Source organism: Parafrankia sp. EAN1pec (genome assembly GCF_000018005.1).
GTDB lineage: Bacteria > Actinomycetota > Actinomycetes > Frankiales > Frankiaceae > Parafrankia > Parafrankia soli.
On the sequence record NC_009921.1, the window covers coordinates 2,272,336 to 2,287,038 of the forward strand.

Consider the following 14,703-nt stretch of genomic DNA (forward strand, 5'->3'; position numbering starts at 1 on the left):
TGCCGGGCGTGCCGTTCAGCGTTCTGGGGCGGCCGGGCGGAGGAATCGTTCCACGTCGGCGGCCTCGGCACGCAGCGCCTCGGTGGCGGCGGGGGAGAACGGGGTGAAGGGCGTCAGCTCGACCCGCCCGGCGCGGACGGCCCACATGCCGCCCGCCTGGCCGTCCACCAGGGCGAACGGTCGGAAGATGCCGTTGGACGTGACGATGCCGCGGTGCGGTCCGACGATCCAGTCCCGCGACTCCCAGCCGAGCAGGATCGGGTCGAACTGACCGAGCAGCCTCGGCGGCGGCATCCGGGCGTCGCCGCCCGCGAGGGCTGCCGGCCCGAGGCCGGGTGGACGTCGCAGCTGGGCGCGGCCGTCGTCGCGGTCGGCCAGGTCCGCGGCGATCGTGGCCAGCCCGCGGCGGGCGTCGCCCAGGGGCAGCCCGGCCCAGCGGGCGAGATCGCGGTCGGTGGCCGGGCCGTGGCCCGCCAGGTACCGCCGGGCCAGTTCGGTCAGCGTGTCGTCGCGCTCGCGGGGCTCCGGCGGCGGGCCCAGCCAGTCGCGGACGAGCACGTACGCCTGCTCGCCGCCGGTCACCGGGCCGCGCACGACCAGGCCGCGCACCGACGCCTCGATGAGGATGTAGATCAGCGCCTGCCCGTCCACCGGTACGCCGGCACCGCGGAGACGCTCGCGCAGCGCGTCGCGGCCCAGCGGCCCGTCGGCGGCCAGCGCCCGCTCGACGACCGAGATGCCCCTCTCGGCCTGGGCGGGGGAGACGCCCTCCTCGGCGAACCGACGCCGGATCTGGGCCTGCATCCGCGGGGCGGTCAGCGGGTGCAGCCACCAGTAGTCCTCGGCCCGGACGAGGTGCAGCGTCCCCCGGTTCAGCCAGGTGACGACGAGCGAGCGGTCGGTGGTCAGGGCCTCGTCGACGTCGGCGGCGTGGGAGCCGGCCGCGCGCGACCGGATCGTGAGGCGCATGCCGCGGGGGTCCTGCGCCTGCACGGCGAGGAGGTGGGCCACCACGTCGACGGCCGTTGACCGCGCCGTGCCCGCCAGCCCCTGGGCGGTCAGCCGGGCGGCGGCGACGGCGGGTGCCACATCACCTGGTGACGCGCTCCGACCGGCCATCCCGTCAGCCTGCCAGCCAGGCCACCCCGGCCGGGCTCGGCCCTCCGCAAGGTGAGATCCGGCTCGCCGGGGGGCCGCGCGAGCGGCGTCCTTCACCTTTTCGACCCGACGTGTTCATCCACCGTTCTTCGGCATATTGGTCGGGTGCTTTAGGCCTTGCGTCGATTGGATTACGTGATGATCGGATTCGAAGTTACGTTTGCGATCGGGAATCCGCGGTAGCACGATTGCTCGCGGCGGCCCGAACAGCCCGATTCGGGTCCGGTGCGCAGGGGGGCGGGGGAACGGGCATCGGTTCCGTTCCCAGGGAACCGCCTGCCTGTCTGCTCGGGGGGGACCGGCCGTCATGCTCCACCTGGACCTCGGGAATCGCGGCGACATCCCGCCGCTGGACGCGGATCGGAAGGCGGGCTGGCACGGTTCGCCCCTGCGATTCCACCAGTGCGTTTCATCGGCCTCACGCACGCCGGCGACACGGGTGTGCACGAATCTCGGAAAGGTAAAAGTATGACAGGCCGGACAGGACGCGTGCGTGGTCGGCGGCTGATTCCCGCATTGCTCGCAGCCGTTTCGGTGTTCGCCGCGGCGGCATGCGGCGGCGGCGACTCGAGCGCCGAGGGCACCGATGGGGCGCTGGCTCCACTGGACAGCGCGACCAAGGTCACCATCAAGTTCCTCTCGTACAACTACGGCACCCCCGGGCTCGGCGGCACGGGGACGCAGGCCCTCATCGACGCGTTCGAGAAGGCACACCCCAACATCACCGTCGAGCCGCAGGGCGTGGCGACCAAGGACGTCCTCACCCGGCTGCGGACCGACACCGCCGCGGGCAGCCCGCCGGACGTCGCGCAGATCGGCTGGAGCAAGATGGCCGAGGCCGTGCAGGCCCTGCCGATCGTGCCCGTCCAGGAGATCCCGCCGACGTCGGAGTGGGACGAGCACGTCGCCGGGATGTCGAAGAGCATCCTCTCGGCCGTCTCGGTCGACGACCAGGTGAAGGCGATGCCCTACACCATGTCGATCCCGGTGCTCTACTACAACGCCGACCTCTTCCGGGCCGCCGGGCTCGACCCGGCGAAGCCGCCGACGACGATCGCGGACGTCAAGGCAGCCGGGCTGGCCATCAAGGCCACCGGGTCCGAGGGCGTCTACTACGGCGTCGTGGACTCCGCGAAGTCCGACTTCCTCACCCAGTCGGTGGTGAACGGCAACGGCGGCAGCCTGGTCGACGCCAACGGCGAGGTCACCCTCGACAAGCCGCCGGCGGTCGGGGCGCTCACGGCGGTGCAGGACCTCGTCAAATCCGGCGCGATGCCGTCGGTGAACACCGAGACGGCGCTGGCCGCCTTCACTACCGGCAAACTCGGCATGCTCGTCACCAGCACCTCCGTCCTGGCCAGCGCGATGAAGGCCGCCGACGGCAAGTTCGAGCTGCGGACCGCGGGCTTCCCGACCTTCGGCTCGAAGCCCGCCCGGCCCACCTACTCGGGCGCGGGGCTCGCGGTGCTGGCCAAGGACGACGACCACCGCCGGGCGGCCTGGGAGTTCATCAAGTTCGTCACGAGCGACGCCGGCTTCGAGATCATCACCTCCAAGATCGGCTACCTGCCGCTGCGCGAGTCCGTCGCCACCAAGCTGGCGGACTCGGCGATCGTGAAGCTCCTCGCCCCGTCGCTGGAGCAGCTCGACACCGTCGCGCCGTACACCGCCTTCCGCGGCACGAAGGCGAACCAGGCGGTCGTCGCGCTGCAGGACGAGGCGGTCGAACCGATCGTGCTGCGGGGCGCGGACCCGGGGCCGACGCTCACCTCGGTCGCCGAGAAGATCCGGAAGCTCAGCGCCTGACGATGACCACCCTCGAGGCCGGCGCCTCGACGCTCGACGCGCGGGGGCACGCGAACAGGCGTGTCCCCGCCGCCGCCGTCCGCGCCCGACTGACGCCCTGGGCCTACCAGGCCCCGGTCCTGATCTCCCTGCTCGTCTTCGTGTACGGGCCGCTGGTGTTCACCATGGTGCTCAGCCTCCTGGACTGGGACCTGGTGTCGCCGGACAAGACGTTCGTCGGCGTGGACAACTACCGCCGCCTGGTGGAGGAACCGGAGTTCCCGCACGCGCTCGCGCGGACGGGGCTCTACGTCCTGGCGCTGCTGCCGTTCGCCACGATCGTCCCCATGGCACTGGCGATCATGCTGTGGAAGCGGCCCGGGCGGGCCAGCGACAACTACCGGTCGCTGCTGTTCCTGCCGGTCGTCCTGGCCCCGGTCGCGACGGCGCTGTCCTGGCGGTTCGTACTCGACCCGCTCGGCGGCGTGGCGAACCACGTCTTCGGCGCCGTCGGCCTGCCCGAGCAGGACTGGCTCGGCGATCCCGACACCGCCATCTGGGCGATCTCGCTGATCACGTCCAGCCGGTTCGTGGCGCTGAACATCCTGCTGTACGGCGCGGCGCTGGCCGCGCTCGACCGCCGCGCGTTCGACGCCGCCCGCATCGACGGCGCCACCGAGTGGGAGATCACCCGGCATCTGGTGGTCCCCCAGCTGGTCAACACGACCGTCCTGCTGTCGTTTCTCTGCGTGGTCTTCGCGGGCCAGTGGACCTTCACCAACATCGCCGTGCTGACCCAGGGCGGCCCGGACGCCAGCACCGACAACATCTACTACCGCCTGTACACCTACGCGTTCACCTTCTTCGACGCCGGGACGGGAGCCGCCGCCGCGGTCCTGATCGTGCTGATCCTCACTGCGCTGTTCGGACTGTCGACCCTGCTGAGGAGGCGCCGTGCCCTCGGATAGCCGCGCACTGACCGGAAGCCGCGCCCTGTCCGGTGGCCGGGGCGCGGCGGTGGGCCGGCACGCGGTGCTGCTGCTGGCCGCGTTCGTCATGCTGTTCCCGCTGCTGTGGGCGCTGTCCGCGTCGTTCAAGCCCGGCACCGACATCTACAACGCGAACCCGCTGCCGTTCCCGGGCACGCTGGACAACTACCGGTACGCCCTGCGGGAGTTCCCGCTCTGGCGACTGCTGGTCAACACCTTCGTCACCGCGATCGGTGTGACCCTGCTGCACCTGGTCGCCGGGGTGCTCGCGGCCTGGTCGTTCGTGCGCTTCGCCCACCGGGGCCAGCGGCTGGTGCTGGGCCTGGTCACGGTCGCCCTCGTCGTCCCCCCGCAGTCGCTGATCATCCCGCACTTCCTGATGATCACCCGGCTGGACCTGCGGGACAGCTTCGTCGGCCTGATCGTCCCGCAGCTCGCGACCTGCGCGCTCGCCGTCCTGCTGCTGCGCGAGCACATCCGGGCGATACCGCCGACGCTGATCGCCGCCGCCACTCTCGACGGCGCGACGCACGGCGAGACGCTGCGGCAGATCGTGCTGCCGCTGCTGCGTCCCGCCCTCGGCGCGGTCGGGATCGTCGTGTTCATCACGACGTGGAACGAGTACCTGTGGCCCTCGCTGGCCGCGCCCAGTCCGGAGCACACCACGATCCAGATGGGGCTCCAGCTCTTCGAGACCACAGAGGGGCCCGAGCACGGCCCGATGCTCGCCGCGGCGATGCTCGCGACGCTCCCGGTCGCCGCCGCGTATGTCCTGGCGTCCCGGCGGATCGCCGACGCCTTCCTCCAGGCCGGATTGCGGTAGCGCGATGACGATTGCGAGTCCCCCGATGACTGCTGGTGCCGTCCCGGACGTTGCCACTCCGGACGGTGCCATCCCGGACGATCTCGCCTCGGACGGCGCCGGCGTCCTGCTCGACGGCGTCACGAAGCGCTACGGCCGCCAGACCGTCCTCGACGTGCCGCGGCTGCAGGTCCCGCACCGCTCGTTCACCGTGCTCGTCGGGCCGTCGGGCTGCGGCAAGTCCACCGGGCTGCGGGTCGTCGCCGGCCTGGAGACCCCGGACACGGGCCGGGTCGTGATCGGCGGTGTGGACGTCACGGACGTCGCGCCGGGACGGCGCGGGGTCTCGATGGTCTTCCAGGACTTCGCGCTCTACCCGCACCTGACCGTCGAGCAGAACATCTCGTTCAGCCTGCGGCTCGAGGCCCGCCACGACCGGCGCAACGGGCCGAGCCGGGCCGACATCGCCCGCCGGGTCACCGAGGCGTGCGCGATGCTGGGCCTGGAGAAGCTGCGCGGACGCCGGCCGGCTCAGCTCTCCGGCGGCGAGCGCCAGCGCGTCGGCTTGGCCCGCGCGGTCGTCCGCCGCCCCTCGGTGCTGCTGCTCGACGAGCCGCTGTCCGCCCTGGACGCCCAGCTCCGCCAGCACGCGCGCGCCGAGCTCGTCCGGCTGCACCGGGAACTCGGCAACACCGTGGTCCTGGTGACGCACGACCAGCTCGAGGCACTGTCGATGGGCACGAACCTGGTGGTGATGAACGGCGGGAAGGTCGTCCAGTCCGGCACGCCCGGTGAGGTCTACCGGAGCCCGGCGGACACCTTCGTCGCCGGCTTCGTCGGCAGCCCGGCGATGAACCTGCACGACGTGCGGGCGGGCACGCATCCCGCCGGGACCGAGCTGACCGCGCCCGGCCTGCGCGTGGTGATCCCCGGCGACGGGCTGCCGGCCGAGGTCCGGCTCGGGTGGCGTCCCGGGGACGGGGTCCTCGAGCGGCTGCCGGACGCCGGACCTGCCGCCGGACCGGGCGCCGGGGGCGAGCCGACCGGGCCGGGGCTGCACGCCGACGGCGTGGTCGACGTCGTCGAGTTCACCGGCGACGCCGTCGTCGTGCACTGCGCCGGGGAGCTCGGCCGCTGGGCGGTGGCCGTCCGGGCGGGCGTCGACCAGCCGGCCGTCGGCGACCGGGTGCGGACCAGGGTCGCGGCCGCGCATCTCCACCTGTTCGACGCGACCACCGGCCGGCGCATCGACGATCCCACCGCCTGAGCGCGGGTCACGCCGTGCTGCGGCCGGACGGCGTTCGGTGCCGTCCGGCCGGGCGGCGAGGAGGTGGCTCCTATCGCCACACCACCGGCACGGCGGACGGTCCCCGCTCGTACATCCCGATGACGCGCGGGGTCTCGGCATGAGAATCGAGGCGCAGACCGGGTAGGCGGTCGAGCAGCGCGGAGACCGCGGTGTGGATCTCCGTGCGAGCCACATGCATGCCCAGGCAGATGTGCGGTCCGCCACCGAAGCCGAGATGCGGACCCACCGGGCGGGTGGGATCGAACTCGTCCGGACGCTCCCAGCGCGCGGGATCGCGGTTGGCCGCGCCGAAGCACAGATGTACGACCGACCCGGCAGGGATCGCGACCTCACGCAGCGTCGTGTCCACTCTCGCGAAACGCGAGAACATCGGGTCCGTGGGCGTCCAGCGGATGGCCTCGTCGATTGCCGGGCGCAGGAGCGCGCGGTCCGCGCGTACGGCTTCCAGCCAGGTGGGATGGGTCAGCAGGGTGAGGAGCGTGATGCCCATCTGCTTCCACGTCGAACCGGAGCCGGCGGTCAGCAGCAGAAACGCGAAGCCCAGGATCTCCTCGTCGGCGAGGGTGTGGTGCCCGCCGTCCTCATCCGTGATTTCCGCGCGTCTGCGGCGCCGACACCGAAGCCGCCGCAGATGGTGAGCAGCGGAATGGCGGCACAGAACTCGACGTTGAGATCGGCCCGGCCGGCGGCCTCGAAGGTGTCGATGAGCATGTGCACGGTGGATCTGATCCACCGGTCGATCCACCAGCCAGCCCGCTTGGGCACGAACGACGGCTGGACGAGCGCCCGGTAGCGGCGGTGCCGCGTGCCGTCCATGAAGAGCAGAACAGTCTCGCTCCGCTCGTTCTCGAAGCCCGGGATGGCCGGCGCCGAGGCGAAGGTCTCAGTGTCCCGAAGCACCGCCTGGCAGGTGGCGTAGTCGAAGACCGAGAAGTGCGGCAGCTCCGGATAGGGCAGGCCCGGGAAGAATGCGTCGCGGTGGAATCCGACCAGAGGACCGACGATGCCGGGATGCACCGGGCCGGTCTCGCGCAGCCGGTGGAACTCCGGGTAGATGTCGCCCTCGAACGCCCCGCCGCGGGCGGCGTACATCTCACTACGGAGATCGAACAGCTCGCGGATCCGTCGAGGGTCCAGGGCCGAGGCGTCGCGCGTCACCATGTCAGCCTCGTTCGGATAAGACGATCCGAGTGCGGGATTCCATCATCTGACCGCCAAATCATCTGACCGCAAATTGTCAGTGACAATAGCCGTCAGTGACAATAGCCGGATAGCGAGGTTGGCGGCAAGAGTACTTCACGATCCGTCGGTGGGCACAGCCTTCGGACGACGGGACGGTGTTCGGCGTTCCGGTGCCGGCGTCGCCGGAACGTTGGCGCGGGCCGCGTACCCGCCACCGGTCAGCAGGGCACACATCTAGTCGCCGACGGCCGGCCCGCCCGCGTCGGTGGCCGCGCCGATGGCGGAGACCCGGCCGGCACGCTCCAGATCGAGGATGTCGCTCGCGCCGGGCGGCGCGCGGGATCGGCCACCTCCGACCAGGACGTCACTTCGGGGTTACCGGGAGCGCTTACCGGAATCGCTTTACGGGAAATATCCTAATCTTTTCGATCTTACTTTTCCGTATATTAACTGAATGTTTTCCGGATGTCGTGGAGAATATCGGGGCGGGTAGTCGAGGTGCCCGCTTCCTGGCATGGGATAAGATCTCAAGAAGGAGCGGAGCGCTGTGTCGACCATCGATGTCCGGGGCGTGTCGATCGCTTATGGAGATACCGGTTCCCCAGCAGGTCGGCCGGATGCGCCGACGATTGTGTTCGGGCACGGCCTGCTGTTCGGCGGCTGGGTGTTCCGCGCGCAGGTCGCGGCGCTGCGCGAGCACTACCGCTGCGTCACCCTTGACTGGCGCGGCCAGGGTGACACACCGCCGACCCCCGGCGGGTACGACATGGACACCCTCACCGCCGACGCGGTCGCCGTGATCCAGCGGCTCGGCCTCGCGCCCGTGCACTGGGTGGGACTGTCCATGGGCGGCTTCGTCGGCCTGCGGATCGCGGCCCGCCACGGCGAGCTGCTGCGGTCGCTGACGCTGCTCGACTCGAGCGCCGATGCCGAGGAGCCGACCGAGGCCGGTGCCTACCGGCGCCTGGCCCTGGTGGCTCGGCTGGTCGGCGTCCGGCCGGTCCTCGGCCGGGTCCGTCCGACCATGTTCGGCCCCGCCTTCCTCGCGGACCCGGACGGCCGGCCCGTCGTCGCGGAGTGGGCCGGCCGGCTCGACCGGGTTGACCGCTCCGCCCTGCGCAAGGCGGTGCTCGGGGTGGCCGACCGCCCGCCCGTCGACCACGAGATCCCCGGCATCGCGGTGCCCACGCTCGTCGTCGTCGGCGCCGACGACGTGGCCACCCCGCCCGAACGGGCCGAGCGGATGGCGGCCCGTATCCCCGGCGCCCGGCTCGAGGTTGTCGCCGACTGCGGCCACACCAGCCCGCTGGAGCAGCCCGACGTCATCACCGGCCTGCTGCGCGGGTTCGTCGCCGGGGCGTGATCCCACCGTTCCAGGGCGCCGCCGGCCCGTGACGCCGGTGGCGGCCCGTGACGCCGGTGGCGGCCCGGACGGCCGCCGCCTCCCGAGACGCCGTTACCGGACGGCGACCGTCAGCGAGGCCGGGCCGCGGACGTTGATCCGGCCGTTCCAGCGGACGTCCTCGAGCGCCGGCGCGGGGAATCGCCCGACGAAGCGGGAGATTGCCACCCGGGCCTCCAACCGGGCCAGCGCCGCGCCCACACAGTGGTGGATCCCGGCGCCGAAGGACACGTGCCGGTGCGCGTCGGTACGGTCGAGGCGGACCTCGTCGGCGTCCGGGCCCCAGAAGTCGGGATCCCGGTTGGCCGCCGCGAGACACACCGTCACGAACACGCCGGGCGGGATCTCCGTGCCACGCACGGACAGCGGCTCCAGGGTGATCCGCCGCATCAGGTGCACCGGGCTGTCGTAGCGCAGCAGCTCCTCCACCGCGTTCCCGGCGAGCTCGGGCTCGTCGCGCAGCCGGCGCATCTGGTCGGGGTGGCGCAGCAGCGTGAGGATCCCGCCCGCGACGAGGTTCACCGTCGTCTCGTGGCCGGCGACGTACAGCAGCATGACCTGCGCGACCAGCTCCTCCGCGCTGAGAACGTCACCGTCGTGCTCCGCGCCGATGAGCGCGGTCAGCAGGTCGTCGCCGGGGTTGTCACGTTTCCAGTCGGTCACCGCGCGCATGATGGCGGCCACCTCGTCGTTCGCCGCCCGGATCTCGGCCTGCAGCCCCGGGTCGGGCAGCGGCTCGAGGGCCCGCACCATCGTCCCGGTCAGCTCGCGGAGCCTGCCGTGCTCCAGCACCGGGATGCCCAGCAGCTCGGAGATCACGGTGAACGGGAGCGGGAAGGCCAGCTCCGCGACGAGGTCGACCCGGCCCGCCTCGGCCATCCGGTCGAGAGCGTCGTCGACGATGCGTTCGATCCGCCCTTCGAGCGCGTCGACGGCGCGCCGGGTGAACGCCTTCGTCACCAGCCGGCGCAGCCTGGTGTGGTTCGGTGGATCCTGGTCGAGCATGGACAGGCCGTGCATGAGCCGGTTCTGCTTGCCCAGGGTCCGCGACTCGCTTTTCCACTCCGGAAGCTCGGTGATGTGCCGTTCGTCGACGGAATGCCCGGAGCGCTGGATTCTCGCCACATCCTCGTACCGGGAGACAAGCCAGAATCCCAGCGGATGCCGGTGCGCCGGCGCGTTTTCGCGCAGCTGGGCATAGTGCGGGTAGGGGTCCTCGGCGAAGCCGTCGGCGAACGGATTGAAGACGTACGGCCCGCTGGCGGCCCGCGGGGTTCGGGTGTCGGTCACCGGTCGGCGCCCCTCCTCGGGTCGGGGACCCTGATGTTGCGCAGAGTGACGAATGCGGTCGCGCACAGCGTCTCGACCTCCCGGCCGCGGGCGGTCGAGACGCTGTAGACGTCGGCGGCGGCGACGCTGATGGTCGGCCCCGCCTTGATGACGCGCCCGCGCGCGACGATCCGCTCCCCGCGCGCGGGGGCCACGATCTTGACCGTGTAGTCGATGGTCATGTTGGCCCAGCCAGCCGGCAGCAGCGTGCCGGCCGCGCACCCGCCGGCGAAGTCCGCCAGCGCTCCCAGCACGCCGCCCTGGACGAACCCGTCATGCTGGGTCAGCCCCGCCCGGTACGGCTGGACGAGCTCGGCCTCGCCCGGCGCCAGCCTGCCGACCTGGAAGCCGAGGTGCCGGGCCGCCGGCATGCTCAGGACCGCGTCCGTCACGGCCCGCTCGAAATCGGGGTTCGGCGCTCGTGGCGAGTCCATCTCAGGTCTTCTCATGCGGGTTGTCGGTGCTGGGAAACGGGCCGGTGGACGGGCCGGTCGGCGGCGTCCAGCGGTCGAAGGCGTCTCGCAGATAGCGGCGTCGGGCCGCGGCTCGCATGATCTTTCCGCTGGTCGTCTTCTGGAGCCGGCCCGGCAGCGTCAGCACGAGATCCCCGACGGAGACCTGGTGCTCACGCACCACCGCGGCCCGGATGGCCCCGGCGACCTCACCCGGGTCGGCCCGCCGCCGGAACTCGCCCCTGACCTCCTGGACGATGACGAGCCTCTCCCGGTCGGCACCCGGAACGGAGAACGCGGCACACCCGCCCGGCCGCAGCGCGGGATGCGCGGACTGCGCGGTGTGCTCGAGGTCCTGGGGGTAGTAGTTCCGGCCCCGGATGATCACGAGGTCCTTCAGCCGTCCCACGACGAACAGCTCGTCGTCGACCACCAGGCCGAGGTCCCCCGTGCGCAGGTAGCCGCGGCCGGGCTCGTCGGCGTGCTCGGCGCGGAAGGTCTCGGTGCTCTCCCACGGGCGGTTCCAGTAGCCCCGCGCGACATGGTCCCCGGCGACCCAGATCTCCCCGATCCGGTCCGGCGGGAGAGAGCGTCCCGTCCGCGGGTCCACGATCCGCAGCGCGCCGTCCCGGGGGAGGACCCCGGAGCCGACCAGGGTGCTGCCGCGGCCCGCGGGCACCGGCGTGTAGCGGCCCGCACGCAGGTCCTCGGTGGCCGCCTCGATCACCCGCGCCCCGCGGCCCTTCTCGCTGCCGGTCACCAGCAGCGTCGCCTCGGCGAGGCCGTAGCACGGGTAGAGCGCCCGCTCGTCGAACCCGTGCGGCGCGAACGTCTCGGCGAAGCGTCGCAGGGTGTCGGGGCGGACGGGCTCCGCGCCGTTGAAGGCGACCTTCCAGCAGCTGAGATCGAGATCGGGCACCCCGCCCCGGGCGGCGCGGGCCACGCAGGCCTCGAAGGCGAAGTTCGGGCCGCCGCTGGTGTGCGCGCGGTATTGGGAGATCAGCGACAGCCACAGCATCGGCCACCGGATGAAGGCGGTCGGGGACATCAGGACGCAGGTGGCCCCGGCGTACAGCGGCTGCAGCACGTTGCCGATCAGGCCCTGGTCGTGGAAGAACGGAGCCCAGCCGACCACCGTCGAGTCGCGGTCGTGCCCGAAGGCCCGCCGGATCATCTCCTGGTTGGCGGCGAGGTTCCCGTGGGAGACCATGACCCCCTTGGGGTCCGACGTCGAGCCCGACGTGTACTGCAGGAACGCGATGTCGGCGGGATCGAGGCCCATGGGCTCGATGTCCGTGGGGTCGAGGCCCGCGGCGTGGACGTCCACGGTGTGGATGCCCGTGGGAGCCGGGCCGGCGGGGATCCGGTCGACGGGGATCCAGGACATCGCGCCGCGCGGCGAGGTCAGGGCGGCCCGGAGCTCGCGGGCCATCGCCTCGAGCGTGAGAACCGCGGCCGGCTCGCAGTCGTCCACGATCCGGCGGGTGGAGTCCTGGACACCGTCCCGGTGCGGCGGGTGGACGGGCACCGCGACCACCCGCGCGTACAGACAGCCGAGGTACGCGACGACGAAGTCCAGGCACTGCGGGAACACCAGCAGCGCCCGGTCACCGGGCTCGCAGGCCCGGGACAGCTCACCGGCCACGGCCAGCGCGCGGGCGTGCAACCCGCCGTAGGTCAGGCGGCCGGTCTCCTCCGCACGCTCGTTCACGAAGACGTACGCCGTCCGCTCCGGTTCGAGCGCGGCCCGCCCACGCAGGACGTCGGGAAGCAGCGTCGTCATCGCGGCGCGGCCGGGTGCAGAGTCACCGGGAGGTGTCGCAGCCCCCGGACGATGGAGCTGTGGTCCTGCCACTCGAGCTGGTCGGTCCGTGGCTCGATGCTGGTGGTCGCCCCGAAGAGGCGCTCGAAGACGACCTGGGCCTGCATCTCGGCGAGGAGACCGCCGAGACAGCCGTGCATGCCGTGGCCGAAGGCCAGGTGCGCCTTCGGCGCGCGGGTGACGTCGAACTCGTCCGGCCGGTCGAACACGGCCGGGTCGCGGTTCGCGGCGCCGAGACACAGCAGCACCTGGTCTCCGGCCCGGATCCGCCGGCCGTCGACGTCCACGTCGCGGGTCGCGACGCGCTTGGTCATCTGCAGCGGGCTGTCATAGCGCAGCGCCTCGGTGACGGCGTCGCCGGCCAGCTCGGGCGCGCGGTGCAGGCGGGCCGCCTGGTCGGGGTGCCGCAGCAGCGCGAGGAGACCATTGCCCAGCAGCGACTTCGTGGTCTCGTTGCCCGCGACGAAGCACATGATGCAGACGAAGATCAGTTCCTCGGGGGTGAGTGCGTCCCCGCCGGCCGTGCGGGCCGCGAGCAGGCGGCTGATCAGGTCGCCGCCGGGGCGCTGCCGGCGCTCGGCGACGACCCCGTCCAGGGCCCGCGCGAACGTCTCGACGACGTCGCACACGTGCTCGAAGTCGCCGGCCCGCATCAGCCCGGGTTCGAGCAGGAACCGGATGTCGTGCGTCCACGGGCCGACCTGCGCGCGCAGGCCGTCCGGCAGCGCCATCCAGTCGCACATGACCGTGACGGGCAGCGGCGCCGCGAGGTCGGCGATGGCGTCCATGCCGCCGGCGGCCAGGGCGCGCCGCACCAGGCCACCGGCGACCTCCTCGACGCGGGGGCGCAGCGCGGCCACCTCGGTGGCGGTGAACACCCGGTTCACCAGCCCGCGCAGCCGCGCGTGGTCCGGGTTGTCGGTGAACACCAGGGACTTCTCGCCGAGCCGCACCACCCGGTCGACGTTCGCCCGGGCCAGCTGGCCGGCCCGCCGGCTGACCAACTGGGGGATGAGCCCGGCGCTGAACGTGCGGTCCCGCAGGACGCCCTGCACGTCGGCGTGCCGGGTCAGGACCCACATGCCCATCGTGCGGTGGACGGGCTGTGCCTCGCGCATCCGCCGGTACAGCGGATAGGGGTCGCGGCGGAACTCCGCGCCGAAGGGGTTGAAGCGGATCGCCGCCCGCCCTCCGCCGGCGGCGCCCCCGCCGGGGGCCCTGCCGGCGGGGGTTCCGTCAACGGCGGCTGCGGCTTCGTCGACGGCGGCTTCGTGTGCCCGCGGGGTCATCCCCTCGGCACCTCCCCGGCCGCGAAGTAGCGGTCCCGGAAAGGGCGCAGCACGATCCTGAGCAGGCAGATCTTCCCCATCCGGAAGCCGACGGAGGACAGCTTCAGGTAACGCTCGTACCGGGCGACCACCTCGGGCCCCACCAGCCGGCCCGCCTCCTCGCGCCGCGCGCGCAGACGGCGGGCCCACTGCTCGCACGTCCAGGCGTAGTCGAGCCGGCCGTTGTGCACCGACTGGATCTCGAAGACGCCCTCGGCCGCGGTCACGATCTCGGTCAGGGTGGGCAGCTCCGCGTTCGGGAAGATCTCCTGCTGCATGAAGCGGCTCGCCTCGGCGCCGGACATGTTCGCGTAGGCGATCGTCTGCAACGACAGCGCGCCCCCGTCGTTCAGCCAGGACCTCGTCCGGGTGAAGAACTCGCGGTAGCGCCGAACCTTCTCGGCCGGCGAGTCCTCGGGCCTGGCGAAATGCTCGAACGCGCCGATCGAGATGATCCCGTCGAAGCGGTCCTCGGGGGAGTAGTGCAGCCAGTCCTCGGTGCGGACGTCCACGCCGGGGTGGCCGCGGGAGCGCACGTGGGCCGCCTGCTCCTCGCTGAGGGTGAGGCCGACCGACCGCGCCACCCCACGCTCACCAGACAGCCGCTCCAGGATCGAGCCCCAGCCGCAGCCGATGTCCAGCACGCTCCGCGCGCGGCCCGCGTCGATCGCGTCGAGATGGAACCGCAGCTTGCGCTCCTGGGCGGCCTCCAGGGTGTCGTCCGCCGCCACCCGGATGGCGCACGAGTAGGTGAGAGACCGGTCCAGCCAGAGTGCGAAGAACTCGTTTCCCACGTCGTAGTGATGGCGGACGGCGGCAGCCGCCTCGGCTGCCTCGGCCCTCCGGTCATTCTCGTCGGTCAGCGTCACGATCAGGTCACCTGCCGTTGCGCCTGTCGCTGCTCGTGGAGGCGTGCCGCGACGGCGTTCAGGCTGGGATTGGCGAAAAGCTCCTCGGCGGCGAGCTCGACACCGTAACGGTCCTCGACCTCGGTGAGCAGGGATACCGCCAGGGCCGAATCGATGCCCAGCCGATCGAAGTCGGCGTCCAGGTCGAGGGTTCCCGCGGGGACCTCGAGAAGTCCGGCCAGGTACTCCCGGCACCATCCCGCGATTTCCGCCTGCGTCGACTCCATTGGTGCCCCC

12 protein-coding genes and 1 pseudogene are annotated in these 14,703 nt (G+C 72.1%); 5 read left to right on the forward strand and 8 right to left on the reverse strand.

The features are described 5' to 3' along the window. Window positions 1-15: 15 nt before the first annotated feature. On the reverse strand, window positions 16-1,119 hold the full coding sequence (locus tag FRANEAN1_RS09310) for a winged helix DNA-binding domain-containing protein (RefSeq protein WP_020459500.1): 1,104 nt from the start codon (window positions 1,117-1,119) through the stop codon (window positions 16-18). A gap of 555 nt (window positions 1,120-1,674) precedes the next feature. Between FRANEAN1_RS09310 and FRANEAN1_RS09315 the strand changes: the two genes are divergently transcribed. Genes FRANEAN1_RS09315 through FRANEAN1_RS09330 form a run of 4 tightly spaced genes read left to right on the forward strand, consistent with a single transcriptional unit; the run spans window position 1,675 to window position 6,001 of the window. Then, window positions 1,675-2,964 carry an ABC transporter substrate-binding protein gene (locus FRANEAN1_RS09315; RefSeq protein WP_347177048.1) on the forward strand — a complete coding sequence of 430 codons (1,290 nt, stop codon included), beginning with the start codon at window positions 1,675-1,677 and terminating at the stop codon, window positions 2,962-2,964. 2 nt (window positions 2,965-2,966) lie between these two features. Next, on the forward strand, window positions 2,967-3,911 hold the full coding sequence (locus FRANEAN1_RS09320; protein ID WP_020459502.1) for a sugar ABC transporter permease: 945 nt from the start codon (window positions 2,967-2,969) through the stop codon (window positions 3,909-3,911). Continuing rightward, the gene (locus FRANEAN1_RS09325; RefSeq protein WP_020459503.1) at window positions 3,898-4,755 is read left to right on the forward strand and encodes a carbohydrate ABC transporter permease; all 858 of its coding nucleotides are present in this window, start codon (window positions 3,898-3,900) and stop codon (window positions 4,753-4,755) included. The genes FRANEAN1_RS09320 and FRANEAN1_RS09325 overlap by 14 nt, the downstream gene beginning before the upstream one ends. Before the next feature lie 4 nt (window positions 4,756-4,759). After that, window positions 4,760-6,001: an ABC transporter ATP-binding protein gene (locus FRANEAN1_RS09330; protein ID WP_020459504.1), complete on the forward strand. Its 1,242-nt coding sequence runs from the start codon at window positions 4,760-4,762 to the stop codon at window positions 5,999-6,001. 70 nt (window positions 6,002-6,071) lie between these two features. Here FRANEAN1_RS09330 and FRANEAN1_RS09335 read toward each other — a convergent pair. Further along, a pseudogene (locus tag FRANEAN1_RS09335) lies at window positions 6,072-7,204 on the reverse strand (cytochrome P450). A gap of 568 nt (window positions 7,205-7,772) precedes the next feature. On the opposite strand from FRANEAN1_RS09335, the gene FRANEAN1_RS09340 reads away from it, so the two are divergent. Next, window positions 7,773-8,588: an alpha/beta fold hydrolase gene (locus FRANEAN1_RS09340; RefSeq protein ID WP_020459505.1), complete on the forward strand. Its 816-nt coding sequence runs from the start codon at window positions 7,773-7,775 to the stop codon at window positions 8,586-8,588. Between the two features lie 93 nt (window positions 8,589-8,681). On the opposite strand, the gene FRANEAN1_RS09345 is transcribed toward FRANEAN1_RS09340, so the two are convergent. Genes FRANEAN1_RS09345 through FRANEAN1_RS09370 form a run of 6 tightly spaced genes read right to left on the reverse strand, consistent with a single transcriptional unit; the run spans window position 8,682 to window position 14,693 of the window. Then, window positions 8,682-9,917 carry a cytochrome P450 gene (locus FRANEAN1_RS09345; protein ID WP_020459506.1) on the reverse strand — a complete coding sequence of 412 codons (1,236 nt, stop codon included), beginning with the start codon at window positions 9,915-9,917 and terminating at the stop codon, window positions 8,682-8,684. Continuing rightward, window positions 9,914-10,390 carry a PaaI family thioesterase gene (locus FRANEAN1_RS09350; protein ID WP_041253906.1) on the reverse strand — a complete coding sequence of 159 codons (477 nt, stop codon included), beginning with the start codon at window positions 10,388-10,390 and terminating at the stop codon, window positions 9,914-9,916. The genes FRANEAN1_RS09345 and FRANEAN1_RS09350 overlap by 4 nt, the downstream gene beginning before the upstream one ends. Window position 10,391: 1 nt before the next feature. Further along, a complete protein-coding gene (locus FRANEAN1_RS09355) occupies window positions 10,392-12,191 on the reverse strand; it encodes a fatty acyl-AMP ligase (RefSeq protein ID WP_020459508.1) in 1,800 nt (599 codons plus the stop codon). Next, window positions 12,188-13,519, reverse strand: coding sequence for a cytochrome P450 (locus tag FRANEAN1_RS09360; protein WP_020459509.1), 1,332 nt, complete (start codon window positions 13,517-13,519; stop codon window positions 12,188-12,190). The genes FRANEAN1_RS09355 and FRANEAN1_RS09360 overlap by 4 nt, the downstream gene beginning before the upstream one ends. Continuing rightward, entirely contained in the window at window positions 13,516-14,427 is a 912-nt protein-coding gene (locus FRANEAN1_RS09365) for a cyclopropane-fatty-acyl-phospholipid synthase family protein (RefSeq protein WP_020459510.1), read from the reverse strand. Before FRANEAN1_RS09365 ends, FRANEAN1_RS09360 begins: the two co-directional genes overlap by 4 nt. A gap of 2 nt (window positions 14,428-14,429) precedes the next feature. Beyond that, window positions 14,430-14,693: an acyl carrier protein gene (locus FRANEAN1_RS09370; protein WP_049795610.1), complete on the reverse strand. Its 264-nt coding sequence runs from the start codon at window positions 14,691-14,693 to the stop codon at window positions 14,430-14,432. Window positions 14,694-14,703: the final 10 nt, after the last annotated feature.

What these genes read in the sequence shown, in the direction of transcription:
- FRANEAN1_RS09370 (WP_049795610.1), bottom strand. Translation starts at nt 14,693, where the DNA reads ATGGAGTCGACGCAGGCGGAAATCGCGGGATGGTGCCGGGAGTACCTG.
- FRANEAN1_RS09355 (WP_020459508.1), bottom strand. Translation starts at nt 12,191, where the DNA reads ATGACGACGCTGCTTCCCGACGTCCTGCGTGGGCGGGCCGCGCTCGAA.
- FRANEAN1_RS09350 (WP_041253906.1), bottom strand. Translation starts at nt 10,390, where the DNA reads ATGGACTCGCCACGAGCGCCGAACCCCGATTTCGAGCGGGCCGTGACG.
- FRANEAN1_RS09330 (WP_020459504.1), top strand. Translation starts at nt 4,760, where the DNA reads ATGACGATTGCGAGTCCCCCGATGACTGCTGGTGCCGTCCCGGACGTT.
- FRANEAN1_RS09360 (WP_020459509.1), bottom strand. Translation starts at nt 13,519, where the DNA reads ATGACCCCGCGGGCACACGAAGCCGCCGTCGACGAAGCCGCAGCCGCC.
- FRANEAN1_RS09320 (WP_020459502.1), top strand. Translation starts at nt 2,967, where the DNA reads ATGACCACCCTCGAGGCCGGCGCCTCGACGCTCGACGCGCGGGGGCAC.
- FRANEAN1_RS09310 (WP_020459500.1), bottom strand. Translation starts at nt 1,119, where the DNA reads ATGGCCGGTCGGAGCGCGTCACCAGGTGATGTGGCACCCGCCGTCGCC.